Origin of the sequence: Pseudoalteromonas sp. T1lg21, from assembly GCF_002964625.1 — a bacterium.
GTDB lineage: Bacteria > Pseudomonadota > Gammaproteobacteria > Enterobacterales > Alteromonadaceae > Pseudoalteromonas > Pseudoalteromonas gelatinilytica.
Genome location: NZ_PQBX01000004.1, coordinates 312577 through 338636 on the forward strand (window position 1 = coordinate 312577; position 26060 = coordinate 338636).

The 26060-nt window shown below is 40.7% G+C and carries 21 protein-coding genes and 1 pseudogene; 18 read left to right on the top strand and 4 right to left on the bottom strand.

What is annotated here, in order from left to right:
- Nucleotides 1-44 precede the first annotated feature (44 nt).
- The 5 genes from C2M25_RS03945 to C2M25_RS03965 all read left to right on the top strand — a co-directional run bounded on the left by C2M25_RS03945 (nt 45) and on the right by C2M25_RS03965 (nt 6945).
- Complete coding sequence (locus C2M25_RS03945) at nt 45-575, top strand: cell division protein ZapC domain-containing protein (protein WP_063705553.1); 531 nt, start codon at nt 45-47, stop codon at nt 573-575.
- Nucleotides 576-919: 344 nt separating this feature from the next.
- A complete protein-coding gene (gene rlmKL, locus C2M25_RS03950) occupies nt 920-3037 on the top strand; it encodes a bifunctional 23S rRNA (guanine(2069)-N(7))-methyltransferase RlmK/23S rRNA (guanine(2445)-N(2))-methyltransferase RlmL (RefSeq protein ID WP_105174068.1) in 2118 nt (705 codons plus the stop codon).
- Nucleotides 3030-3263: a glutaredoxin family protein gene (locus tag C2M25_RS03955; RefSeq protein ID WP_105180452.1), complete on the top strand. Its 234-nt coding sequence runs from the start codon at nt 3030-3032 to the stop codon at nt 3261-3263. The genes rlmKL and C2M25_RS03955 overlap by 8 nt, the downstream gene beginning before the upstream one ends.
- A gap of 14 nt (nt 3264-3277) precedes the next feature.
- Nucleotides 3278-5188 carry an ATP-binding cassette ATPase Uup gene (uup, locus tag C2M25_RS03960; RefSeq protein ID WP_105180453.1) on the top strand — a complete coding sequence of 637 codons (1911 nt, stop codon included), beginning with the start codon at nt 3278-3280 and terminating at the stop codon, nt 5186-5188.
- Between the two features lie 11 nt (nt 5189-5199).
- Nucleotides 5200-6945, top strand: a complete 1746-nt coding sequence (locus C2M25_RS03965) for a DUF3466 family protein (protein WP_105180454.1) — start codon at nt 5200-5202, stop codon at nt 6943-6945.
- A gap of 91 nt (nt 6946-7036) precedes the next feature.
- On the opposite strand, the gene C2M25_RS03970 is transcribed toward C2M25_RS03965, so the two are convergent.
- The gene (locus C2M25_RS03970; RefSeq protein ID WP_063706174.1) at nt 7037-7546 is read right to left on the bottom strand and encodes a DUF2062 domain-containing protein; all 510 of its coding nucleotides are present in this window, start codon (nt 7544-7546) and stop codon (nt 7037-7039) included.
- On the opposite strand from C2M25_RS03970, the gene C2M25_RS03975 reads away from it, so the two are divergent.
- From C2M25_RS03975 to tcdA, 7 genes are read left to right on the top strand one after another with little or no spacing between them, the layout of a single operon-like run.
- The gene (locus C2M25_RS03975; protein WP_158679670.1) at nt 7526-9796 is read left to right on the top strand and encodes a DNA internalization-related competence protein ComEC/Rec2; all 2271 of its coding nucleotides are present in this window, start codon (nt 7526-7528) and stop codon (nt 9794-9796) included. The two genes, C2M25_RS03970 and C2M25_RS03975, sit on opposite strands and share 21 nt — an antisense overlap.
- A 59-nt stretch (nt 9797-9855) precedes the next feature.
- On the top strand, nt 9856-11598 hold the full coding sequence (gene msbA / locus C2M25_RS03980; RefSeq protein ID WP_105180456.1) for a lipid A export permease/ATP-binding protein MsbA: 1743 nt from the start codon (nt 9856-9858) through the stop codon (nt 11596-11598).
- A complete protein-coding gene (lpxK, locus tag C2M25_RS03985; protein ID WP_105180457.1) occupies nt 11598-12575 on the top strand; it encodes a tetraacyldisaccharide 4'-kinase in 978 nt (325 codons plus the stop codon). Before msbA ends, lpxK begins: the two co-directional genes overlap by 1 nt.
- Entirely contained in the window at nt 12565-12762 is a 198-nt protein-coding gene (locus tag C2M25_RS03990) for a Trm112 family protein (protein WP_036968654.1), read from the top strand. The genes lpxK and C2M25_RS03990 overlap by 11 nt, the downstream gene beginning before the upstream one ends.
- The gene (kdsB, locus tag C2M25_RS03995; RefSeq protein ID WP_105180458.1) at nt 12750-13505 is read left to right on the top strand and encodes a 3-deoxy-manno-octulosonate cytidylyltransferase; all 756 of its coding nucleotides are present in this window, start codon (nt 12750-12752) and stop codon (nt 13503-13505) included. Before C2M25_RS03990 ends, kdsB begins: the two co-directional genes overlap by 13 nt.
- Before the next feature lie 3 nt (nt 13506-13508).
- Nucleotides 13509-14183: a TIGR01621 family pseudouridine synthase gene (locus tag C2M25_RS04000; RefSeq protein ID WP_105180459.1), complete on the top strand. Its 675-nt coding sequence runs from the start codon at nt 13509-13511 to the stop codon at nt 14181-14183.
- Nucleotides 14184-14978 carry a tRNA cyclic N6-threonylcarbamoyladenosine(37) synthase TcdA gene (gene tcdA, locus C2M25_RS04005; protein ID WP_105180460.1) on the top strand — a complete coding sequence of 265 codons (795 nt, stop codon included), beginning with the start codon at nt 14184-14186 and terminating at the stop codon, nt 14976-14978.
- A 1-nt stretch (nt 14979) separates the two neighbouring features.
- Here the strand turns inward: tcdA and C2M25_RS21925 are convergent.
- The 3 genes and pseudogenes from C2M25_RS21925 to C2M25_RS04020 all read right to left on the bottom strand — a co-directional run bounded on the left by C2M25_RS21925 (nt 14980) and on the right by C2M25_RS04020 (nt 18018).
- A pseudogene (locus C2M25_RS21925) lies at nt 14980-15392 on the bottom strand (SufE family protein).
- Between the two features lie 13 nt (nt 15393-15405).
- Complete coding sequence (locus tag C2M25_RS04015) at nt 15406-16620, bottom strand: aminotransferase class V-fold PLP-dependent enzyme (protein ID WP_105180461.1); 1215 nt, start codon at nt 16618-16620, stop codon at nt 15406-15408.
- A gap of 111 nt (nt 16621-16731) precedes the next feature.
- Nucleotides 16732-18018: a citrate synthase gene (locus C2M25_RS04020; protein ID WP_063705530.1), complete on the bottom strand. Its 1287-nt coding sequence runs from the start codon at nt 18016-18018 to the stop codon at nt 16732-16734.
- Nucleotides 18019-18427: 409 nt separating this feature from the next.
- Between C2M25_RS04020 and sdhC the strand changes: the two genes are divergently transcribed.
- The 6 genes from sdhC (at nt 18428) to odhB (ending at nt 26047) form a co-directional block, all read left to right on the top strand.
- The gene (gene sdhC / locus C2M25_RS04025; protein ID WP_082401567.1) at nt 18428-18805 is read left to right on the top strand and encodes a succinate dehydrogenase, cytochrome b556 subunit; all 378 of its coding nucleotides are present in this window, start codon (nt 18428-18430) and stop codon (nt 18803-18805) included.
- Nucleotides 18796-19143, top strand: a complete 348-nt coding sequence (gene sdhD / locus C2M25_RS04030) for a succinate dehydrogenase, hydrophobic membrane anchor protein (RefSeq protein WP_063705528.1) — start codon at nt 18796-18798, stop codon at nt 19141-19143. The genes sdhC and sdhD overlap by 10 nt, the downstream gene beginning before the upstream one ends.
- Complete coding sequence (gene sdhA / locus C2M25_RS04035; RefSeq protein WP_063705526.1) at nt 19144-20916, top strand: succinate dehydrogenase flavoprotein subunit; 1773 nt, start codon at nt 19144-19146, stop codon at nt 20914-20916. It begins immediately after the preceding gene.
- Between the two features lie 10 nt (nt 20917-20926).
- On the top strand, nt 20927-21643 hold the full coding sequence (locus tag C2M25_RS04040) for a succinate dehydrogenase iron-sulfur subunit (protein WP_054551369.1): 717 nt from the start codon (nt 20927-20929) through the stop codon (nt 21641-21643).
- An 84-nt stretch (nt 21644-21727) separates the two neighbouring features.
- Complete coding sequence (locus C2M25_RS04045; protein WP_063705523.1) at nt 21728-24547, top strand: 2-oxoglutarate dehydrogenase E1 component; 2820 nt, start codon at nt 21728-21730, stop codon at nt 24545-24547.
- A gap of 3 nt (nt 24548-24550) precedes the next feature.
- A complete protein-coding gene (gene odhB / locus C2M25_RS04050) occupies nt 24551-26047 on the top strand; it encodes a 2-oxoglutarate dehydrogenase complex dihydrolipoyllysine-residue succinyltransferase (RefSeq protein ID WP_063705521.1) in 1497 nt (498 codons plus the stop codon).
- Nucleotides 26048-26060 lie beyond the last annotated feature (13 nt).

Consider the following 26060-nt stretch of genomic DNA (forward strand, 5'->3'; position numbering starts at 1 on the left):
AATTTACGATTAAGCGCACAGTATTTATTCGTTAGGGAGGAGACATGTTACAAGCATCTAAGCAATGGAAATGGCTTGCTTGTGCGAAAAATAATCGTCTTTTGGTTGACCTTGACCAAGATATGCAACTGTGCACGCCTTATAAACTTCGCCAACTCACTGATGCAGTATTAGAACAACCAAACTTCAGCCTTGAAGATGCGGCTTTCTATCAGCAAGTTTATCAATACCTCGAAACATTCTCACTGTGGAACCCAGCACAGCTTTGTCAAATTGCCCTTAACGCTACAGCGGTTAAATTTCATTTAAAACCAGTACTTGCAAAAAGTTGGTTCTTTCATGAGTATCATGGCAGCCAGCCAAGTGTCGAAGCTGTAGTGAAATTGTGCTCACAGGCACAAGAAGGGGAGTTTTTAATTGTTGACCATTCAAGTGAAGCGTCGGTATGTATTAACCTAAGCCAACACTTTCAACTAGACGAAAACCTTTCTCTTGAACAGTTTGAGGCTATTAAGGTTTTAAATAACCGTATCCATCCTGTTTATATTCAACAAAAACAGTTCAAATCAGCCTAGGGCGTGTTGACCTTTGTGAATTAAAATTTGTTCACTCTAGGGGCGATTTAATCGCGGCGCGAGATTTGTAACCTAGTGGGCTAAGTAAAAATCGAGCAACAAAGAGTTAATCGCCCCTAGGAAGAACCCGAAGGGCAGCGCGTGTTTGGCATTTATGCTGCGTTATCGCCTATTTATGGGAAACAATCACACTACATAGGCTCTGCCTTGCCAAAATACCAAACACACTGCTGCAAAATTAATCAAAAAAAGTCAACACGCCCTACTATCCCTGCAAATGTTGGCGTTTTTGTTCGCCAAGCTATGCTATAATCCTGCGCAATTAGCATTTAAGGGTTTTTACTTTGCAATTTATCGCACTTACTTCTATCGGAATAGAAAATTTACTTGTTGATGAGCTTACTACACTCGGTGCAGAAGTCTCTAAACAAACCGTGGGCTCTGTACGTTTTGAAGCAGATAGCTTATTAGCACAGAAGATTTGTTTATCGAGCCGTTTTGCGACTCGTATCATGATGCTGATAGAAGAAAAGGAAGGCGTAAAAGACAAAGACAGCCTTTATCAATTTGCGCGACTGCAGCCTTGGCAAGAGTGGTTTGGTCCTAAACAAACTTTCGCTGTTGATTTTAGCGGTACTAATAACGATTTAAAAAATACGCAATTTTCAGGTCTTGTTGTAAAAGATGCGATTGTTGATTATTTTGCGGATTTATTCGAACAACGCCCAGATGTTGATAAATACAATGCCAATGTTCGTGTTGTAGCAAGGTTGAACCGTCAAGGTGTTGCGCTTTATATCGATTATTCTGGCCCGCGTTTATCTGAGCGTGGTTATCGTCAAGATCAAGGTAAAGCGCCAATTAAAGAGCACTTAGCAGCAGCACTAGTGAAACGAAGTGGCTGGCTTGAAAACGTACAACAACCTTTGTTCGATCCATGTTGTGGTTCAGGTACTATTTTAATTGAAGCTGCAAGCATGGCGCGCAATGAAGCGCCGGGGTTATTCCGCGAAGGTTTTGCTTTTGAGCGTCTACCAAGTTTCCGTATTCAAAAGTACAAAGAATTAAAAGCTGAATTAACGGCACAAATTACTGATCCTAAACTTTGGCTTATTGGTCATGATATTGACGGTAGTGTTATTGCAAAAGCGCAAGAAAACGCAGAGCGCGCAGACCTTGGTAGTGTGATTAAATTTAAACAAAGCGATGCGACTAAACTAACGTCTGTTGCAAAACTTCCTGGTGTAGTGATTTCGAACTTACCTTATGGTGAACGATTAGGTTCAATGGCGGAGCTGGTGAACTTACACCGTAGCTTAGGTGTAGGCTTTAAAAAGCACTTTAATCATTGGAAACTTGCTCTGCTTGGCACCGATGAAAGCTTATTTAAGTTATTAAAGTTAGTTAAGTTAAAACGCTATAAGTTTAAAAATGGCCCGTTAGATGTGGTATTAAATCTATACCAATTAGACGATAAACAAGTAGAACTTAGTAAAGAAGATAAACCTGCTCTTAATTTTGAAGGTTCAACAGCGTTTGCAAATCGTTTAAAGAAAAACAAGCAAAACTTAAAGAACTGGTTAAAGCAAAATGAAGTAAGCTGTTATCGTGTTTATGATGCGGATATTCCAGAATATAACGTAGCTGTTGATGTATACGATGATTCAGCGGTTATTTTTGAATACGCTGCGCCAAAAGAAATTGATGACAATACAGCACAAAAACGTCTACAAGATGTGATTAGTCTGACCGCTGAGCAGTTAGAAATTGCCCCTGAAAATATTGCGGTTAAAGTGCGTAAAAAGCAAAAAGGTGAAGAGCAATATACGAAGGTATCAAAGCAAAATCGCACACAAGTGGTAGAAGAATTTGGTGCGAAATTTAAAGTGAACCTATTTGATTACCTAGATACGGGTTTATTTTTAGATCACCGCTTGGCACGTCGTTATATTCAACAAAACGCACAAGGTAAACGTTTCTTAAACTTGTTTGCCTATACTGGCAGCGCATCTGTACATGCTGCTGTTGGTGGCGCTAAAGCGATTACCACGGTTGATATGTCGAAAACTTATTTAAAGTGGGCACAAGAAAACTTTGCGCTTAATGACATAAGTAATACACGTTATCGTTTTGAACAAGCTGATTGCTTGAAATGGCTTGAGTATGCTCAAGGTCAATACGATTTAATCTTCTTAGATCCACCGACGTTCTCAAATTCAAAACGTATGAAAGATGCATTTGATGTACAACGTGACCATATCAAACTACTTACTTGGGTTAAGAAAATCTTAAGCCCGAATGGTACGCTTATATTCTCAAACAATAAGCGAGGCTTTAGCATGGATGAAGTCGGGTTAATGGGTCTTGGATTGAAAGCAGAAAACATTTCTGACAAGACCTTATCACCAGATTTTAAGCGTAATAAGCAAATTCATAATAGCTGGCTTATTACCCATGGCTAATTTTACCCTGTATCACACTGATGGCTGTCATCTGTGTGACATGGCCGATGAATTATTAATTGCTGCAAACGCTTCGTTTGTAGCAAAAGACATTATGGACAGTGAGCAGCTGATTGACCTTTACCAAACTAGTATTCCGGTTGTGGAATCTCATCAAGGCGAGAAATTATTTTGGCCTTTTGATGCAGAGCAATTAGCGCAATTTATTGCTGATAATAAAGAATAAGAGTAGTAATCACGATGGATTTAATCAGAATAGCCAAAGCTCAACTCGCTTATGGTACGCATCCGCTACTAGATGATGCCGATGCCGTTATTGAGTCAGGTGAGCGCGTATGTATCGTTGGTCGAAACGGTGCAGGTAAATCAACACTATTAAAAGTGCTTGATGGCCAAGTGACATTAGATGATGGTGAAATCAACCAATTAGGTGGCATTCGTATTTCTCGTTTAGAGCAAGATCCACCAAAAGGGGCCGCAGGCTCAGTATTTGATTATGTCGCGCAGGGCATGCCTGACATTGCTAACTTACTGATAGAATATCACCAAGTTAGTAATCAAATGCAGACAGATTATAACGATAAATTGCTAAACAAATTAGAACGCTTATCTAATCAATTAGAAACCGTTGATGGCTGGCGATTTGATACCCGTATACAGCTTGTTTTATCTCGTTTAGAGCTAGACCCAGAAGCCAAGCTTGAATCATTATCGGGTGGTTGGTTACGTAAAGTTGCGTTAGCGAGAGCCTTGGTCAGTGAACCCGATTTACTGTTACTTGATGAGCCTACCAACCACTTAGACATGAGTAGTGTTATTTGGCTTGAACAATTTTTAAAAGAGTTTAAAGGCGGCATCGTTTTTATTTCTCACGACCGTGCATTCATTCGAGCAGTTGCAACCCGTATTCTTGATTTAGACCGTGGTAAGCTGGTTTCGTATCCTGGTGATTATGCGACGTACCTTGAACAAAAAGCGCATGATTTAAAAGTAGAAGAAACTCAAAACGCACTATTTGATAAACGCTTAGCAGAAGAAGAAGCATGGATCCGCCAAGGTATTAAAGCACGTAGAACGCGCAATGAAGGCCGTGTACGTGCTTTAAAAGAGTTACGTAAAGAGCGTAAGCAGCGTGTTGATCAAGTTGGTAAAACTGATTTCAATATTGAAATAGCGGATCGTTCGGGTAAATTAGTATTCGAAGCGAAAAACATCTGTCATGCATTTAAAGATAAAGTCATCGTAAAAGACTTTTCAACCCTTGTTATGCGTGGCGATCGTGTTGGCCTTGTTGGGCCAAATGGTATTGGTAAAACAACACTGCTTAAAATTTTATTTGGTGACCTAACACCTGATAGCGGCACTGTTAAGCAAGGTGTTAACTTAGAGTTTGCTTATTTTGACCAGTATCGTCAAAAGCTTGATGAAGAAGCCACAGTACAAGATAACGTAGCTGAAGGTAAGCAAGAAGTGATGATGGGCGGGCGCTCACGTCATGTGCTTGGTTACTTACAAGACTTCTTATTTCCACCGGCAAGAGCGCGTACGCCAGTAAAAGCGCTTTCAGGTGGTGAGAAAAACCGCTTATTATTAGCAAAGTTATTTTTAAAGCCATCTAACATTATTGTTCTCGATGAGCCTACCAATGACCTCGATATTGAAACTTTAGAGCTTTTAGAAGAGATCATTAACCAATATCAGGGCACTGTACTGATTGTAAGCCATGACCGTGAATTTATTGATAATACTTGTAATTCTGTATGGGCATTTGAAGGTAACGGCAAGATCACTGACATTGTCGGAGGCTATAGCGACTATGAAGCATATGCTGCTCATTTAGCTGAGCAAGAAAAACAACAACAGCAACAAATTAAGCAAGAAAAGCCGTCTGTTGTTAGCCAAGATAAAACACCAAAGAAAAGTAATAAACTCTCTTACAAATTAAAACTTGAATTAGAAGAATTACCCAGTAAAGTGGAACAACTTGAAAAAGCGTTAGACGCTCAGCTAGTTGTGGTTAATGACCCTGACTTTTTTAAGCAAGATGCTGCAATTACAACAGAAGCATTGAACCATTTAGCCGAGTTAGAGTCTGAGCTTGAAGCCGCTTTTGAGCGCTGGGAAGAACTCGAAGATTTAAAGAATAAGTAGTAAGGATTAAAATGAAATACAAATTACTCGCTGCCAGTATTTTAGCCACCCTAAGTACCTCAGCGATGAGCGCAACCTATAAATTAGAAGAATTAGGTGGTTTAGACAACGTAAAGCATAATTACGTGACAGACGTTAGTGAAAGTGGTCACATTATAGGTGTAGCTAACGGTTTATATCATTATCCCATTGATATTTCTTATTTAGATTTCACCGATTCATCTTTTGAATCATATTATGATGCAACTAAAGAAGCTTATGAAGATATAGGTAAAGAAATTACTTTTACACTCGATGATATTGCAAATAACGATGCAGTGAATACGAATGCTGATGCCCATGCATTTATGATTAGTTACCTGACTAATGCTAATTCAGGTCGTCTAACAAATTCAGAATATCAAAAAATTTCAAACGGTGTTGCATCTGTTTACACCAGTGAAGGCGTCAAAGAACAAGTAATTTTTGATGAGCAGTCACTTGATTATGATGGATTAACACGCTCAACTACAAACCTTCTTACAGCCGTTTCAGAAGATGGTGTTATGGTCGGTTGGGGAAGTGACCCTTATGAGAAGACTTCTTTTACTCAAACGGACGAAGATGAAGAAGAGACTCACTTTCTAAGAGATTTCATCAGCCGAGCAATGGTGATCTCAGGATCAGGGGATAAAGTTCCACTAGCACCAGAATTTGATGACTATGGTGGTTTCAGTGCTGCATACGACATAATTCAAACGAATAGTGGCTATGATGTCGTTGGTACTGTTTCAATAGACATCGCAGCAGACCCTTTAGAGGATATTGAAGAGAAATGTGATGGTGAAGATGAACCAGTTTCGGATTGTGTTGAGGTTTATAACAGAAGTTACACCAGTGGTATTTATAACAAACGAGCTGTTAAGTGGTCATTAGATAGTAATTTAAACGTAACTAATACAGAGCTTTATGGTATTGGATTAACGCCTGAAGATGATGAAGGTATTGCATTTAGAAGTAGTGCGTATCTTATCAACGAAAATGGTTTAATTGCCGGAACGTCGGATGTACGCTACAAAGATACTGATACAGTAGTCACAATGCCAGTGGTTTTTGAAAATGGCGAAATTAAACAATTTTTAGACCAAGAAGATGGTTGGGACTCTGGACAAGCATTTGCTCTTAATAATGACGATGTGATTGTGGGCTATGCTAATAAGATTATTGAAGGTGGCTACAGAACAAAGTTTTTTTACTATGACAAAAAAAGTGGGAGTGTGGTTTTTCCAACTGACTTCTTTACAAGCTCTAGCTCTGTAGCGAATGATATTAATGACAATGGTATTGTGGTTGGCCAAGGTGAAACTGATATTTATAATTCATCGTCACGTCGCCGTGAAGGTTTCATGTACACCATTGGTGAAGATTCAATTGTTAATATCAATGATTTATTACCGTGTTATGAAGAAGATGGTGAGACGCGTTATAAATATACTCTAGCCGAGGCTAAAGCGATTAATAATAATAACGAGATATTTGGTGTTGCTACTAAAACGGTAGAAAAAACAGACTCATTTGGTAATGTAACTGTCGATGTTGATGGTAATATCGAATATGAAAGTATTGCAGTTGCCGTTAAATTAACGCCTATTGATGGCAGTGTAGAAGAGTGTCCAGCGGAAGAAATTGAACAATATGAGCGTCAATCTGCAAGTTTCCCTTGGTATGCATTATTGTTAGTGCCATTTGCAGCTGCACGTCGCTTCTTTAAAAAGTAATCGTTTCGTAATCGAGACTTACTAATCAATATTAAAAAACCCAGCGTCAAGCTGGGTTTTTTGTCTATACTGAAATTATAAATTGCTAATATTATTTTTTATGGCGATGTATCCAGGCTTTACGCACTGAGCGCTTCCAAAGCATGTCGATACCAAAATAACCAATAATAGCTGCAGCCGTTGCACAAATAAGTGAACCAACTAAAAACGCAGGGCCGATAGTTGTAAGACTTTCGATGAACCATTGCCAGCTTGGTTCAAACTGGAAATGTTGTGGTGGCTGGGCTAAGGCAATCGTGCCAACAATATATGAACAATAGAAAATAGGAGGCATTGTTAGTGGGTTTGTGATCCACACTGTCGCAACAGAGATAGGTAAATTCACTCGAAATGGAATAGCCAGGGCGGCTGCAAGAACCATTTGAAAAGGAACAGGGATGAATGCGAAAAATAAACCAACCGCAAATGCACCGCGTGCAGAGCGTCTATTTAAGTGCCACAAATTGGCATCATGCAATAAACGACCAAAAATTCTTAAATACTTGTGTTCTCTTACCTTGTTATGATCAGGTAAAAACCGTTGGATCGTTTTTTTAGCCATTTAAAGCAACCATTTACATCAATTTGGTTATGCAGCGGCTTTGTCATAGGCTGTTTTATCACCCTATATACATTTGGCACTGCGGCGTTCTATATAATGAGTTTTGCTATTTTATTAGCAGGTGCTTATTTTAAGCCTTTTTTGATTCTATTGTCAGGGTTTATTTGCGCAATTTTTTTAGTGATTTTTCATTACCTAATTTTTTACTCCGTGAGTGATTGCAAAATAAACTACCAACTCACTAGAGTTGTCAAATTTGAGGTAATTGAAAGCGTTAGTGCGAAGAGTCCTTTTTACATCAAAGCGCGATTAATAAATATAGAATCCTGTGAAAGAATAATTCGTCCTGCACCACTTGCCATGCTCAGTATTACATCAGATAAACCACTTCTCTCAGGTGATTTAATAGAAGGCAAAGTAAAGCTCAAGCGTTATCGTTCTGTAAAAAATTTCGATAGTTTTGATAGTGAAAGAAATGCGCTTAAAGAACGGATATTTTACAAAGGTCGTAGTGTTGGTGAAGTTAGCTCCTATGGTCACCAACAAGGAAATAATATTAGAGAACGGTATCGGCAGTACATTTCCAGCATCACTGAGAATACACATCTGCAATGGCTTTACTATGCTTTACTTACAGGTGATAGAAGCAAAATTTCCTATGAAGATAACACTCAATTAAGAGAGTTAGGCCTAACGCATTTGCTCGCGATTTCTGGACTTCATATCGGACTTATCTACGCAATAGGTTTCTATACGAGCAAATGGCTGGTAAAAGTAAGTAAACTGCGGATAAATCAAGCATACCAGTTGAACAACGGTTTTGTTTTATTTGGCTTTAGCTGTGCACTTATTTATGTCTACTTGAGCGACTTTATTGTCTCAGCAACGCGTGCTCTTGTTATGCTCGGCTGCTATTTGGTCATATATCAGTTAGGTAAAAACCCGCTGCGCTGGCGCTCTATTCTGTATGCTTTAACACTTGTTCTGCTGATTGACCCATTTGCGCTTTTAAACCCGGGGCTTTATTTTAGTTTTACTGCGGTGACAATTATTTTTCTATTAACCAAGCATACGTTAGATATAAAACTCGCTTTAATAAAGCGTATAAGCCAGCTTATGTATGTTCAGTTGGCCTTGTTCTTTGGCTTATTGCCATTGTCATTATTTTATTTTGACGGGACCAGTGTAATTGGTCTTATAGTCAATTTAATCGCCGTGCCACTTGTTGGCTTGGTGTTACTCCCTTTGTTGATATTTTATAGTCTGATTTCAAGTTTTCTCGATGTGGTTAGTTTATTGTCTCTTGTCGATAGTGTTCTGAGTTTTGGCTATCAATTACTACTTAGTATTCCTAAGCATTGGCGTTGGTTTTCTTTCACAGAGTTTAATTTTTCGCTATTGACCATCAGCTATCTTAGTTTGCTCATCTTACTGTTTAGCCCAAAGAAGTACTTATCAGTACTTCCACTTTTTATCTATATCATTGATTGCAAGCTACAGCCAAAGGTTCAATTCCAAGTGGATATCTTTGACGTAGGCCATGGCCTTATGGTGATGATAAGTGCACATGAGCATGCCCTAATTTATGATTTAGGGCCAAGGCACTTTTCTCGCTATGATTACATCAATAGGGTGTTAGTTAGGAATATTAATAAACACGCATTAACGGTTTCGGCGACACTAATAAGTCATTTAGATAACGATCATGCGGGTGGTTTAAGTTCTTGGTACCGAGCTGGGTACCGCGATACATTCTCAACCTTTCATCCTGAGGGGCTAAGAAAACCTTGTGATAGTAAACGTTTGATATTTGAAGGGCTAAACATAAATAGCTTTCATGCTGATGTGAATGGTGATAATCGAAATGATCACTCATGCTTACTAAAAATTAGTTCTAGAAATTATTCAGTGTTGTTAACAGGTGATATCTCCGCTTTTGCAGAAGCAACCCTGATTGAAAAGGGCGTTGACCTGCATGCGACTGTTTTATTGAGTCCTCACCATGGTAGTAATACATCATCGAGTGTTCGCTTTATTGATGCTGTAAACCCAGAAATGGTGATTCATTCGTCGGCTTATCAAGGCCAATGGCATTTTCCGCACCCAGAGGTTGTAAAACGCTATCAGCAACGCCATATACCTCAATTCTCCACCGCCGAGCAGGGGCACATTCGTATCCTATTTTATCGTGATAGTTATCGTTTGGAATTTGCCCGCGAGCAGGAAAGTTATTGGTTCGAACAAGATTGACGTTTTGTTTTTAACCCCATGAGGCTACAATAGTCGAAGTCTATGAATAAGAGAGTGTTATGGATCAAACTACATCCCAAATCTATAAGCGATTAATCAGTTATGTGGGTGATTATAAGTTAATCGCGTTTTTCGCCATTGTGGGCATGATTGGTTATTCCGCTATGGATGCATTGTTTATCAATTTAATGAAACCCTTCATTGATGAAGGTCTTAATGCCCGTAACACTGAAGTTTTAACCTATGCCCCATTTGTTGTTATAGCGCTGGTGTTAGGTCGAGGCATGTTTAACTATATGTCGTCGTATTGTTTAAGTTATGTTGGCTCGCAAGTTGTTAGAAGCTTACGTCAGCAATTGTTTGAGCATATCTTACATTTACCTGTTTCATTTCATGACAAAAACTCAAATGGTGATTTAATTTCAAAAATCACCTTCGATACTGAGCAAGTACAGCAAGCTATCACGAAAGCGCTTTTAATCGTGGTTAGAGAAGGGGCCTTTGTAGTCTTTTTGCTATTCAATATGTTTTATACCAGCTGGAAACTTTCTTTAATATTTTTAGTTATTATTCCGCTGGTGGCTGTGATTGTCGCGTTTGTTTCAAAACGTTTTCGTATGATTTCGAAAAAAATTCAGTCAGCCATGGGGCAAGTAACGCGTAGCTCAGAACAAATGCTCTCTGGTCACAAAGTGATTCATGGTTTTGGCGGTCAGCAACAAGAAATTGCTCAGTTTTCAGCAATTAACAATCATAATCGCCAGCAGCGCATTAAAATGGATGCCACCAAAGCGTTAAGTGTTTCTGTTATTCAAATATTGGCAGCAAGCGCTATGGCAGTGATTTTATGGGTTGTGTCGATGCCGTCTATGATTGACACCATTAGCTCTGGCGACTTCGTATTGCTTATTTCATCAATGATGATGTTGTTGCGTCCACTTAAGCAACTTTCAAATGTAAATAGCGATTTACAACGTGGTATTTCTGCTGCGCAAAGTATCTTTTTAGTGCTTGATGAAGAGGTTGAAAAAGACACAGGCACATACAGCATTGATAAAGTGACGGGTCGTATTGAGGTGAATAATGTGACCTTCAAATACCCAACTAAAGATGAGCCTGTTTTGAAAAACTTGTCGCTCACGATCAATGCCGGTGAAAGCATTGCATTAGTAGGGCGCTCTGGGTCAGGTAAATCGACCATCTCGAATTTACTGCCGCGTTACTATGAGCTAGAAGGTGAAAGTGAAATTTTACTTGATGGTGTAAATATCGCGGATTACAAGCTAACGGACCTTCGGAAGCAATTTGCACTGGTTTCACAGCAAGTCGTGCTCTTTAACGACACCATTGCCAATAATATTTGTTACGGTCTAAGCCGTGAATTAACGAACGAAGAATTAATGGCCGTTGCCAAGCAAGCCCATGTTTGGGAGTTTGTAAAAGACTTGCCAGAAGGGTTAGATACCATGGTGGGTGAAAACGGCGTGATGTTATCAGGCGGCCAACGTCAACGCATCGCTATTGCACGTGCAATATTAAAAGATGCACCTATCTTGATCCTTGATGAAGCTACCTCAGCACTTGATACTGAATCTGAAAAACTGATCCAGCAAGCGCTTGATAGTTTAATGAAAGAGAAAACTTCAATAGTCATTGCGCACCGTTTATCGACTATCGAAAACAGTGATTGTATTTATGTCATTGATCATGGACAGGTTATCGAAAAGGGCACACATAGCGAACTGCTTGAAAAAGACGGTACCTATTCAGCCTTATGTAAGATGCAATTTGGTGAGCAATAGTGAGTGTTATTGAAAAAAGCTGGTATAAAAAGCCAGGTTTACTAAGCATTTTACTCTTGCCTTTGAGTGTGCTTTTTTGGTTTATCTCAACACTTCGTGCTTTGTTTTATAAGCTTAATATACTTAAGGCTTTTAAAGCGCATGTTCCAGTTATTGTAGTTGGTAATATCAGTGTAGGTGGCAACGGGAAAACGCCATTTGTTATTTGGCTTGCTGAGTACTTACAGCAACAAGGTTTAAAAGTGGCTGTGATCAGCCGTGGCTACGGTGGTGAATCTGATTCGTATCCACTGTTAGTGACAGAACAAACGAGTACAACACAAGCGGGCGACGAACCTGTATTGATACAACGTCGTTTAGGCTGTGTTGTTATGGTTGGCCCTAACAGACAAGCAAGTATTAAGGCATTAGAGCCGCATGGTATTGATGTGATCATTTCTGATGATGGCATGCAGCATTATAAAATGGCGCGTGATATCGAGTGCTGTATTGTTGATAGTGAGCGACAATTTGGTAATGGTCTATTAATGCCAGCAGGTCCACTTCGCGAAACAAAAGCGCGTTTAAAGTCGGTTGATTTAGTGATTGAAAATGGTGGCAACGCACAGAGTCGCTATGATTTGGCATCGAGTCCATTTCGAACCGTGAGTGATTCAAAGCTTGCTAATTCAGTTCAAGATAAAGGTCATGCGGTTAGTGCAATAGGTAATCCTAAACGCTTTGAAAATAGTCTTGAGCAGCAGGGCATTAAGTTGTTATCGACTCATCATTTTCGTGACCATTATGCCTACCAAGCAAATGATTTTAACGATTTTGCCGACGATGCAGTGTTTATGACAGAAAAAGATGCAGTTAAATGCTTTAGTTTTGCTAAACCTAATTGGTATTATTTACCTGTTGATGCAAAGCCGACACCAGCAGTTATCGACAAACTAAATTTATTATTAAAACAAAAAGGGATCCTCAATGGCCTTTGATACAAAATTACTTGAAATTATCGCTTGCCCAGTTTGCAAAGGTAAACTACGTCTTGATAAAGAAAATCAAGAGCTTATCAGCACAGCTGCAAAACTTGCGTATCCAATCAAAGATGATATCCCGGTGCTATTAGAAAATGAAGCCCGTGAATTAAGCCAAGAAGAGGTTGATAAGTGGAATTCGTAGTCGTTATTCCTGCACGCTACGCATCAACACGTTTGCCGGGTAAACCACTGGCTGATATCTGTGGCAAACCGATGATCCAACATGTTTATGAAAAAGCCGTTGCCTCAGGTGCATCACAAGTTTACGTTGCCACTGATCATCAAGCTGTGTTTGATGCAGTAAAACTGTTTACTGATAACGTGCTTATGACGCGTGAAGATCATCAATCTGGTACAGAGCGTTTAGCTGAAGTTGTTGAGCAATTAGAGCTTGAAAGTGACATCATTGTTGTGAATGTGCAAGGCGATGAGCCTTTATTGGCGAGCGAAAATGTTTCTCAAGTTGCCACGCTACTTGCAGACTCAGATGCGCCAATGGCGACTTTGAGTACAAGCATTGATGAGATTGACGATATCTTTAATCCTAATTGCGTGAAAGTTATTAACGATGCAGATAACAATGCGTTGTATTTTTCACGTGCGCCAATCCCTTATCATCGTGAAGCGATGATGAATGATGATAAAGCAAAATTAAATCTTGCTGATTTTGCACGCCATATTGGTATTTATGCGTACAAAGCAGGTTTTATAAAGGACTACATCGAGTTACCTGAGTCTCGTTTAGAAGTACTTGAGTCTTTAGAGCAACTTCGTGTCCTTTATCATGGTTATAAGATTAAAATCGCAAAAGCAGTGTGCGCGCCACAGGCGGGTGTTGATACACCTGAAGATTTAGCGCGAGTCATTGCTGTACTTGGCAAATAGCGCATGTTCGATGTAAACACTGTTCATCTTCATGCTAGTGAAGATGACTTTCTTGTTTTTTATAAACCAGCAGGTGTAAGCTTTCATAGTGAACAGTGTGCTGGTTTTGTCGTACTTGCTGAAAAGCTCGTAAACGAGAAGCTCTATCCGGTTCATAGGCTAGATAAAGTGACTTCTGGTTTAATTATTTTAGCCCGCAATAAAGAAGCCGCAGCCGAATTCACCACGCTATTTTCTGATCATAAAATAAATAAATTTTATCTAGCCGTCAGTGATGCCAAACCGAAGAAAAAACAAGGTTGGATAAAAGGGGATATGCAAAAAAGTCGTCGTGGTGCATTTAAGCTTTTAAAGACGCAAACAAACCCAGCGATTACTCGTTTTTATTCCACAAGTATTCGCCCGGGGCTTCGTGCTTATTTGTTAAAACCTTATTCAGGTAAGACACATCAGCTTAGAGTCGCGATGAAAAGCTTAGGCGCCCCAATTCTTGGTGATTCCACTTATGCAGGAAGTAAAGACGAGCGCACTAATTTGCATGCCTATGCACTACAATTTAGCTATAAAGGGCAGCTTAAAGAATATCGATGTGGTTACACTTTTGGCTCGCATCTTAACGAAGTATTTAACGCAGACGAATTCCAAGAGTGGTTCACTCCTTGGACGTTGGATTGGTAAATGAAAGAAACAACACAAGACATCCGCTTTGGTGGCATTAAACGTTTATATGGTCATCAACAATTTGATTGGTTACAACAAGCCCATTTTTGTGTCATTGGTATTGGTGGCGTAGGTAGTTGGGCTGCTGAAGCATTGGCTCGAACTGGTGTAGGGCAACTAACGCTTATTGATCTTGATGATATTTGTGCAACCAATGTAAATCGTCAAATTCATGCTTTAACGGGCACTGTTGGTGAAGCAAAAGTTGAAGCCATGAAAACACGTTGTGAGTTGATAAACCCAGATATCAAAATTAATGTTATTGATGATTTTATTACCCTTGATAACATTCGTGAACATATTCAAGGCTTTGACTATGTAATTGATTGTATCGATGCTGTAAAAGAAAAAGCAGCGCTAATCGCACATTGTAAACGTATAAAACTACCGGTAATTACAACCGGTGGCGCAGGCGGGCAAACTGACCCTAGTCAAATCAGTTTTGGTGATGTTGCAAAGACAACTCATGACCCATTACTTGCAAAAGTACGTTATATTTTGCGAAAACAGTACAACTTTAGTAGCAATCCAAAGCGAAAATTTAACGTTGATTGTGTTTATTCAACTGAGCAGCTTGTATATCCAACCTCTGAAGGTGAGGTTTGCCAAGCAAAACAAGGTGCAGATGGTTCAATGAATATGGACTGTAATAATGGTTTTGGCTCTGCAACCATGGTGACAGGCAGCTTTGGCTTTTTTGTTGCAGCCAAAGCGATTAGAAAATACCTGGATAAAAAACAGCGTAGTGCTTAACTTAGCGCTTTTGTTCAGCCATGGTTTGAATTTTATGACCATGGCTTTGATGCCATTGCCGCGAGAAGGGCTTAAATGGTTAATTAGACCAAGTCGTTCAAATTCATCATAGGCATTTATTTGCGCTGCTTGCTCCGGTGTTAGACCATTGTATAAGGCTAAAATCAAAGCCAGTAACCCTTTGACTATACGCGTATCTGAATCGCCTGCTAAAACAAGGCTATTTTCCGAGTGATCAAACTCAATATAAAGCCACACTTTACTCTCGCAGCCTTTTACAAGCGCATCATCGACCTTTAATGCATCAGGCATTGCTGGTAATTGTTTACCCAGTAGCATAATTTGGCGGTATTTTTGTTGCCAACCTGCCGCTATTTCAATGTCTTTAGTTACGGCTTTAAACGTTGAATTCATATCTTATCCAAAATTAATCTAATAATTCGATACTGTTTTTAAGTGCATTTATAAAGGCGTCAACATCGTCTTTATTGTTATATAAGGCAAAACTAGCACGTACTGTTCCAGGAATACCTAGTTGGCTCATGATTGGCTGGGTACAGTGGTGACCACTACGTACCGCAACACCAAATCCATCAAGTAAGGTGGCAAGATCAAAAGGGTGTTCATCTTTATAATTAAAACTGATGTTACCAATGTTACATTCTTGATTTGAATATATTCGAATACCGTCAATTGCTGCTAACTGGTTTATCGCATAAGCGAAAACTGTATGCTCATGTTGACGCATTTGCTGAAAATCTAAAGACGTTAAATAATTAATTGCCTCTGCAAAGGCAATGACACCCGCAATATTAGGTGTTCCTGCTTCGAATTTACCCGGTGCATCACGAAAAGTGCTCTGAGTTAAGGAAACTGTTTCTATCATTTCGCCACCGGTTTGATAAACATCGAGCGATTTTAACAGCTCATAACGTCCATATAAGCCACCTAAACCTGTTGGGCCGAGCATTTTATGGGCAGAAAATACGTAAAAGTCACACGAAATTTCTGGTAAATGAGGGCGCAAATGCATCGCCGCCTGCGCACCATCTACAACCGAAATAGCATTAATGGCTTTACATGCGCTAATGATAGGCGCTAAGTCAGTAATATTACCTAAAGTATTTGATGCATGGGTAATGGCGACAATTTTCGGCCTTTGTTGTGTGATAAATTCACTACAGTGTTCGCTATTAATACTTAAATCACTTTCTATCGGCAAAATAATGACTTGTGCACCGGTACGTTGAGCGAGTTGTTGCCAAGGGACGATATTGGCGTGATGCTCAATGGCAGATAGGGCAATCTTATCGCCAGGATTAAGCTGAGAAGCCAGACCATTTGCGATTAAATTAATCGATTCAGTTGCGCCTTTGGTCCACACTATCTCATTACTTTTTACAGAAAAATAATCAGCAAGTAGCGTTCGGGTATGTTCATAGTTGCGTGTGGCGTTTTCACTGAGAGTATGACGACCACGGTGGACATTTGCATTCTCATGGCTATAAAAGCGTGCAAGGGCATCAATAACCGCTTGTGGCTTTTGAGAGGTCGCCGCTGAGTCTAAATATACCAGAGGCTGCTCATTAACCGTTTCATTCAGCAGTGGAAAGTCAGCACGTATTTTAGCAATGTCGAACATGGAAGGCCCTTAACAGCGAGAATGCGACGATTTTAATTACTTTGCACAAATAGACAAGTGCAGGGCAACAAAAAAGGCCGCATAGCGGCCTTTTTTAAACACAAATACAGTCTAGCGTTTGTCAGCTGGAACGTAATCGCGTGAAGTTTCACCAGTGTATAACTGACGAGGACGGCTGATCTTGTGACCAGGTTGAGAAAGCATCTCATCCCAGTGAGAGATCCAACCAACAGTACGTGACATTGCAAAGATTACAGTGAACATGCTTGTTGGAATACCGATTGCTTTTAAGATGATACCTGAGTAGAAATCTACGTTAGGGTAAAGTTTCTTCTCTACGAAGTATGGGTCTTCAAGTGCAATTTGCTCAAGCTTCATTGCGATATCAAGAAGTGGATCTTGAATGTTTAGCTCAGCAAGTACTTCGTGACACGTTTGACGCATTACTGTCGCACGTGGGTCGAAGTTTTTGTATACACGGTGACCGAAGCCCATAAGACGGAAAGGATCAGACTTGTCTTTCGCTTTCGCAACGTACTCATCGATGCGGTCAACAGAACCGATTTCTTCTAACATGTTAAGACATGCTTCGTTAGCACCACCGTGTGCAGGACCCCATAGAGATGCGATACCCGCCGCGATACACGCGTAAGGGTTAGCACCTGAAGAACCTGCTAAACGAACTGTTGACGTTGATGCGTTTTGCTCGTGGTCAGCGTGAAGCATGAAGATTTTGTCCATTGCTTTAGCAAGAACAGGGCTTACTTTATATTCTTCAGCAGGTACTGAGAACATCATGTGTAAGAAGTTTTCAGCAAAGCTTAAATCGTTACGTGGGTATACGAATGGTTGACCAACGTTGTATTTGTAAGCCATCGCAGCGATAGTTGGTAATTTAGCAACTAGCTTGATTGCGCTTGTTTTACGTTGTGTAGCATCAGTGATGTCTAAATCTTCGTGGTAGAAAGAAGAAAGAGCACCTACAACACCACATAGCATTGCCATTGGGTGAGCGTCAAAGCGGAAACCTTGGAAGAAGTTTGCGATTTTAGTATCAAGCATTGTGTTGTGCGTGATTTCTTGTGCAAACGCATCGTATTGTTCTTTAGTCGGTAATTCGCCGTTTAATAGTAAGTAGCAAAGCTCGATGTAGTTTGAATCATCAGCTAATTGCTCGATTGGGTAACCACGGTGTAATAAAACACCTTTGCCGCCATCGATGTAAGTGATTGAAGATTCACAAGAACCGGTCGACATGAAACCTGGGTCATAAGTGAAATAGCCATGAGAACCTAACGTACGTACGTCGATTACGTCTTGGCCAGCAGTGCCTTGGTAAATTGGAAGTTCGATTGGATCAAGACCATCAATATGGACCGTGGCTTTCTTATCCGCCATCTATTTATCTCCTATTAAGATAACAACTCTGATTGTTATGTTCTGAATCTGTTTAAGCACATTCTTTTCATTTTAACGTGAAAGAGGGGTGTAAAGTCAATTTTTATAAACATTATGCACAAATGGATAATAAATATTCTAGCAGGATTAAATATTATACCATTGGCTAATTCGCAAACGTCTCTTACTAAACAAGAATTGTAAAAAGACCTTGGGCTATATATACTATCCAAGGTTTTATACCGTATTGTCTGTAGGTAAACTTTATTTTTACATTTGAGTTTTGCATAAGTGTGAACTTTTTGTGTATCAACACGGTTTACTTAGATAGTTCCATCGAAATTCATTTTGATGGGTTTTAGAAAAACAAGTAGATGAGCTCCTTAGTGGGCAAGATGGGCAAGTAACTGTGAAAAAGCAAAGACCTGTAAATCTAGATCTAACAACTATATCTATGCCGGCAACGGCTAAAGCATCAATTTTTCACCGCGTCACCGGTGTTGCATTATTTTTTGCTTTAACGTTTGTCATTTGGGCTTGGTCTGAGTCTCTTTCTTCTGCGGAAGGTTTTGAATTCGTCAAGGGTCTGTTCAGCGGATTCATTGCCAAATTCATAGCATGGGGCACCATTTCTGTATTGGCGTATCACTTAATCGGTGGTATCCGTCACATCATTATGGACATGGGTCACTGGGAAGAACTTGAATCAGGTAACTTCAGCGCTAAAGTTGCATTAGCTTTAGGTGTTGTAGCTGCAATTCTAGCAGGAGTGTGGATATGGTTTTAAATCAAGCAACTCTTAAACGTGATGGTGTACAAGATTTCGTATCACTACGTACAACAGCATTAATCATCAGCGCTTACGCGATTTTTATTGTTGGCTATTTTTTATGTACACCAGAAGTCACTTTTGAAGCCTGGCAAGGCCTATTCTCTAACCTAGCAATGAAAGGGTTTACACTAATTACCCTAGTTTGCATCATGGTTCACACCCGTATCGGTCTTTGGCAAGTTCTTACGGACTATGTTAAAAACGCGAAATTACGTGCTGTTTTAGGCTTTGTATTAAACCTTATGGCTGTTGCTTACGTAGCAATTGGTCTAATCGTTTTATGGGGTGTTTAAGTGAATTATTCTGTTCGTGAATTTGACGCTGTAGTGATTGGTGCCGGTGGTGCGGGTATGCGTGCTGCACTAGCTATCACTGAATCAGGCAAAACCTGTGCACTTATCTCAAAAGTTTTCCCTACACGTTCTCACACTGTGTCTGCACAGGGTGGTATTACGGTTGCGCTGGGTAACTCACATGAAGATAACTGGGAATGGCACATGTACGATACTGTTAAAGGTTCCGATTTCATCGGTGACCAAGATGCTATCGAATATATGTGTAAAACAGGTCCAGAAGCTATTACTGAATTAGAAAACATGGGTTTACCATTTTCTCGTTTTGAAAATGGCCGTGTTTATCAACGTCCTTTCGGCGGTCAGTCGAAAAACTTTGGTGGTGAACAAGCTGCACGTACTGCAGCAGCAGCTGACCGTACAGGTCACGCGCTATTACACTGTCTTTACCAGCAAAACGTTAAAAACAAAACAAACGTATTCTCTGAGTGGTATGCACTAGATTTAGTTAAGAATAGCGACGGTCACGTTGTAGGTTGTACAGCAATCGACATCGAGTCTGGCGAAGTTGTTTATTTCAAATCTAAAGCTGTTGTACTAGCAACAGGTGGTGCAGGTCGTATCTTCGCATCTACAACAAATGCTCACATCAATACAGGTGACGGCGTTGGTATGGCAACACGTGCTGGTGTTGCAATGCAAGATATGGAAATGTGGCAGTTCCACCCAACAGGTATCGCTGGCGCTGGTGTACTTGTAACTGAAGGTTGTCGTGGTGAAGGTGGTTACCTTCTAAATAAAGACGGCGAACGCTTCATGGAACGTTATGCACCAAACGCGAAAGACTTAGCATCTCGTGACGTTGTTGCTCGTTCAATGATGACTGAGATCCGTGAAGGTCGTGGTTGCGATGGTCCTTACGGTCCACACATCAAGCTTAAGCTTGACCACTTAGGTGAAGAAACACTTAACCTACGTCTACCTGGCGTATGTGACCTTGCGAAAACATTCGCACACGTTGATCCGGCAAAAGAGCCAATCCCAGTTATCCCAACATGTCACTACATGATGGGTGGTGTTCCAACTAACGTGAATGGTCAAGCATTACAAGTTGATGCAAATGGTCAAGAAAAAGTAGTTGAAGGTTTATTCGCTGTTGGTGAGATTGCGTGTGTATCTGTACACGGTGCGAACCGCCTAGGTGGTAACTCGCTACTTGACTTAGTTGTATTCGGCCGTGCGGCTGGTAACTTCCTAGGTAAATACCTAAACGGTGTTGAAGCAGGTAAAGATGCGTCTGAATCAGACCTTGAAGCATCACTTGCACGCTTTAACCGTTGGGAAAGCTCTAAAGCTGGCCAAGGTGAAGACCCAGTTCAAATCAAGAAAGACTTACAAATGTGTATGCAACTTAACTTCTCGGTATTCCGTGAAGGTGATGCAATGGCAACAGGTCTTAAAGAGCTTAAAGAAATTCGTGAACGTCTTCAGTACGCTCGTCTTGACGACAAGTCAACTGAGTTCAACACTGCACGTATCGAATGTCTAGAGCTAGATAACTTGATGGAAACAGCTTACTCAACAGCAGTAGCTGCTAACTTCCGTACAGAAAGCCGTGGTGCTCACTCTCGTTTTGACTACCCAGATCGTGATGACGAAAACTGGTTATGTCACTCAATCTACGATCCTACGACCGAAGAAATGAGCAAACGTGATGTAAACTACGCGCCGAAACTGCGTGAAGCTTTCCCACCTAAAGCACGTACATACTAGGAGCGAGACGATGGCACAAGTACAATTTTCGGTTTATCGTTACAATCCAGATGTTGATAATGCACCACGTATGCAAGACTTCTCGCTAGAAACGCAAGAAGGCCAAGATATGATGGTATTGGATGCGCTTATGCAATTAAAAGAGCAAGATCCAACATTATCATTCCGTCGTTCATGCCGTGAAGGTGTGTGTGGTTCAGACGGTATCAACATGAATGGTAAAAATGGTTTAGCGTGTATCACGCCTTTATCAACGCTACTTAAAGGTGGCAAAGGTAAAATCGTAATTCGCCCATTACCAGGTTTACCTGTGGTACGTGACCTTGTTATTGACATGAGTCAGTTCTACACTCAATACGAAAAAGTTAAGCCTTACCTAATCAACGACACGCCAGCGGCGGGTGAGCGTCTTCAGTCAATCGAAGAACGTGATAAGTTAGATGGCTTATATGAGTGTATCTTATGTGCATGTTGTTCAACATCGTGTCCTTCGTTCTGGTGGAATCCAGACAAGTTCATCGGTCCTGCGGGTCTTCTTCATGCGTATCGTTTCTTGGCTGATAGCCGCGATACAGCAACTGAAGAGCGTCTTGCTGACCTTGACGATGCGTTCAGCGTGTTCCGTTGTCACAGTATCATGAACTGTGTTAGCGTGTGTCCAAAAGGTCTTAACCCGACCAAAGCAATTGGACAAATCAAATCAATGCTTTTAAACCGCGCTGTTTAAAGCTTGAATATGTAAGGTGGTTAAGTGATTAACCACCTTGTTTTTACAACAATTAATTTCTGCGCTAAAGAAAAGGGCTTATAAATGCACGAAGGTGTGATGAAGGCATGGCTAGAATCTTCTCACTTAAACGGCGGTAACGTTGCTTACGTAGAAGAGCTTTATGAAGCGTACTTAGATGATGCGACTTCTGTGCCAGAAGAATGGCGAGAAGTGTTCGAACAATTACCAAAAGTTGATGGTGTGGATGTTGACGTTAAACATTCAGAAGTTCGTTCACAATTTGCACAGCTTGCTAAAAACAAGCATAGAGAAGTAGTGGTAGCAGAGGGTGGCTCTGGTGATCCTAAACAGGTCAAAGTGCTACAACTTATTAATGCTTTCCGTTTCCGTGGTCACCAAAATGCCAACCTAGATCCATTAGGTATTTGGCAACGCGAACGTGTTCGTGATCTTGAATTAGAGTACCACGAATTATCTGAAGCTGATTTTGACCGTGAATTCAATGTGGGTTCGTTTGCTGTCGGTCGCGAAACCATGCCATTAGGTGAGCTATATCAAGCGCTTAAAACGACTTATTGTGGGTCGGTTGGTGCTGAATATATGCACATCACTTCAACTGAAGAAAAGCGTTGGTTACAACAACGTTTAGAATCAGTGCAATCACGTCCAACCTTCTCAAAAGAAGAAAAGCTACGAATCCTTAAAGGATTAACAGCTGCAGATGGCCTTGAAAAATACCTAGGGGCTAAGTTCCCAGGTGCAAAACGTTTCTCACTTGAAGGTGGTGATGCGTTAGTACCAATGCTTAAAGAACTTATTCATCGTGCAGGTGAAAGCGGACAAAAAGAAGCTGTTATTGGTATGGCTCACCGCGGTCGCTTGAACGTACTAGTGAACGTATTAGGTAAAAACCCATCAGAATTATTCGATGAGTTCGCTGGTAAACACAAAGACACATTAGGCTCAGGTGATGTTAAATATCACATGGGTTATTCATCTGACTTTGCAACTAAGGGCGGCAACGTGCACATGGCACTTGCATTTAACCCTTCTCACTTAGAAATCGTTAACCCAGTAGTTATGGGTTCGGTACGTGCGCGTTTAGACCGTCTAGGTGACAAGTCAGGTATTAAAGCTTTACCAATTACTATTCACGGTGACTCTGCAATCGCAGGTCAAGGTGTTGTACAAGAAACATTTAACTTATCGCAAACTAATGCATTTAGTTGTGGTGGTAGTATCCGTATCGTTGTTAATAACCAAGTTGGTTTCACAACGTCTAAGCAGTCTGATGTACGTTCTACACCATACTGTACTGATATTGCGAAAATGGTTCAGGCACCAATTTTCCACGTTAACTCTGATGACCCAGAAGCGGTTGCATTTGTAACTCAAATCGCCCTTGATTTCAGAAATCAGTTTAAACGTGATGTAGTGATTGATTTAGTATGTTATCGCCGTCATGGTCATAACGAAGCGGATGAGCCGAATGCGACTCAACCACTTATGTACCAAAAAATCAAAAAACACCCAGTTCCTCGTTTAATTTACGCAGATCAACTTGTTGCTGAAGGTTCATTCTCTGAAGATGAAATTAAAGCACTAGCAGATGATTACCGTAATGGCTTAGACAAAGGCAACTGTGTTGTTGAAGAAATTCAGCTAGAAACATCACACTCTTCTGATTGGGCAAAATTTGTTGGCCACGATTGGGATGTTGAGTACGATGCAACAGTGTCTGTTGAAAAGTTAAAAGAACTTGGTGAAAAGGTCGCAAACTACCCAGAAAGCCACAAAGCTCAGTCTCGTGTTAAGAAAATCTACGATGACCGTAAGCTAATGGCAACAGGCGAAAAAGCGCTTGATTGGGGTATGGCCGAAACACTTGCTTATGCAACACTTGTTGATGCAGGTACTGATATTCGCTTAACAGGTCAAGACTCAGGCCGTGGTACATTCTTCCACCGTCATGCTGTAATCCATAACCAAAAAGACGCTTCAACTTACTTGCCGCTGCAAAATATCAGCGAAAAGCAAGGTGCGTTTGAAGTATTCGACTCTGTACTTTCAGAAGAAGCGGTACTTGCATTTGAATACGGTTACGCAACAGCTGAGCCGACTTCACTTGTTATGTGGGAAGCGCAGTTTGGTGACTTCGCTAACGGTGCACAAGTTGTATTCGACCAATTCTTAAGCTCAGGTGAGCAGAAGTGGGGCCGTTTATGTGGTCTTACATGTTTACTTCCACATGGTTATGAAGGTCAAGGTCCTGAACATAGCTCAGCACGTCTTGAGCGTTTCTTACAATTGTGTGCTGATCACAACATGCAAGTTTGTGTGCCTTCAACACCTGCGCAAGTTTATGCAATGCTACGTCGCCAATCTGTACGTCCACTTCGTCGTCCATTGATTGTTATGACACCAAAGTCATTACTTCGTCATCCGCTGGCAACATCAACACTTGAAGAGTTATCGGAAGGTGTGTTCCACAACATGATCGACGAAATCGATGATATTGCAGCAGACAAAGTAGAGCGCGTTGTATTCTGTAGCGGTAAAGTTTATTACGAGCTACTACAAGAGCGTCGCAAGCTTGAATTAAATAACATTGCTATTGTTCGTGTAGAACAATTATATCCATTCCCACATGCTGAAATGGATACAATCATGCAACGTTACCAACACGTTAAAGATTTTGTTTGGTGTCAAGAAGAGCCACAAAACCAAGGTGCATGGTATTGCTCTCAACATCATTTTGTTGATGCAATCCCAGCGGGTGCTAAATTAACTTACGCAGGTCGTAAAGCATCAGCATCACCAGCGTGTGGTTACATGTCAGTGCATAATAAAGAACAACAAGCGCTCGTTGCTGATGCGCTTACTATTGAAAAGAAAGGATAAGCAATGAGCACAGAAATTAAAGTTCCTGTACTTCCTGAGTCGGTTGCTGATGCTACAGTTGCAACATGGCACGTAAGTGTTGGCGACAAAGTAAGCCGCGACCAAAACTTAGTAGATATCGAAACAGATAAAGTTGTTTTAGAAGTTGTTGCACCAAATGACGGTGTGATCACTGAAATTTCACAAGAAGAAGGTGCAACGGTACTTGGCGAACAAGTAATTGCATTACTTGGTGATGCAGATGCTGCACCAGCAAGTGATAGTGCACCAGCTAAATCAGAAGACGCGCCAGCGGCGCAATCAGCACCAGCATCAGAAGGTAAAGAAGTGGACATTAAAGTACCTGTACTTCCAGAATCAGTCGCAGACGCGACAATTGCTACTTGGCACGTTCAACCAGGTGAAGCGGTAACTCGCGATCAAAACCTAGTTGACATCGAAACTGATAAAGTTGTTCTTGAAGTTGTTGCTCAAGAAGACGGTATCATGGGTGAGCACATTCACGCTGAAGGCGAAACAGTACTTGGTGAGCAAGTAATTGGTACAGTTAAAGCGGGTGCAGCACCGGCAGCAGCAGCTCCTAAAGCTGAAGCTGCACCAGCAAGCGATTCAAGCGACAGCTCTGACGTTTTAACACCGTCAGTACGCCGTTTAATTGCTGAGAAAGGTCTTGATGCATCTAAAATCAAAGGTACAGGCAAAAACGGTCGTGTAACTAAAGAAGATGTTGATACATTCTTAAAAGCACCTGCAGCAGCACCAAAAGCTGAAGCAGCAGCGCCAGCAGCACCTATGGGTGACCGTACGCAAAAACGTGTTCCTATGACGCGTTTACGTAAAACAATTGCTAATCGTCTTCTTGAAGCGAAAAACTCAACTGCAATGTTAACGACGTTCAACGAAGTTAATATGAAGCCAATCATGGATCTTCGTAAGCAGTACCAAGAAGTATTTGAAAAGCGTCACGGTATCCGTTTAGGTTTCATGTCTTTCTATGTGAAAGCTGTAACTGAAGCACTTAAGCGTTTCCCTGAAGTTAATGCGTCTATTGACGGTGATGATATTGTTTATCACAACTACTTCGACATCAGCATCGCGGTTTCTACACCACGTGGTCTTGTGACACCAGTTCTTAAAGATTGTGACAAACTTTCAGTTGCTGAAATCGAAAAAGGTATCCGTGAGCTTGCGATTAAAGGTCGTGACGGTAAATTATCTATCGAAGATATGACAGGTGGTAACTTCACAATTACTAACGGTGGTGTGTTCGGTTCATTACTATCTACACCAATCATCAACTTACCACAGTCTTCAATCTTAGGTATGCATAAAATCCAAGATCGTCCAATGGCTGTAAATGGTAAAGTTGAAATCTTACCAATGATGTATTTAGCGTTATCTTACGATCACCGCCAAATCGATGGTAAAGAATCAGTAGGCTTCCTAGTAACAATTAAAGAGTTACTTGAAGATCCAACTCGTTTACTACTAGATGTTTAATCTGGTTGTATAA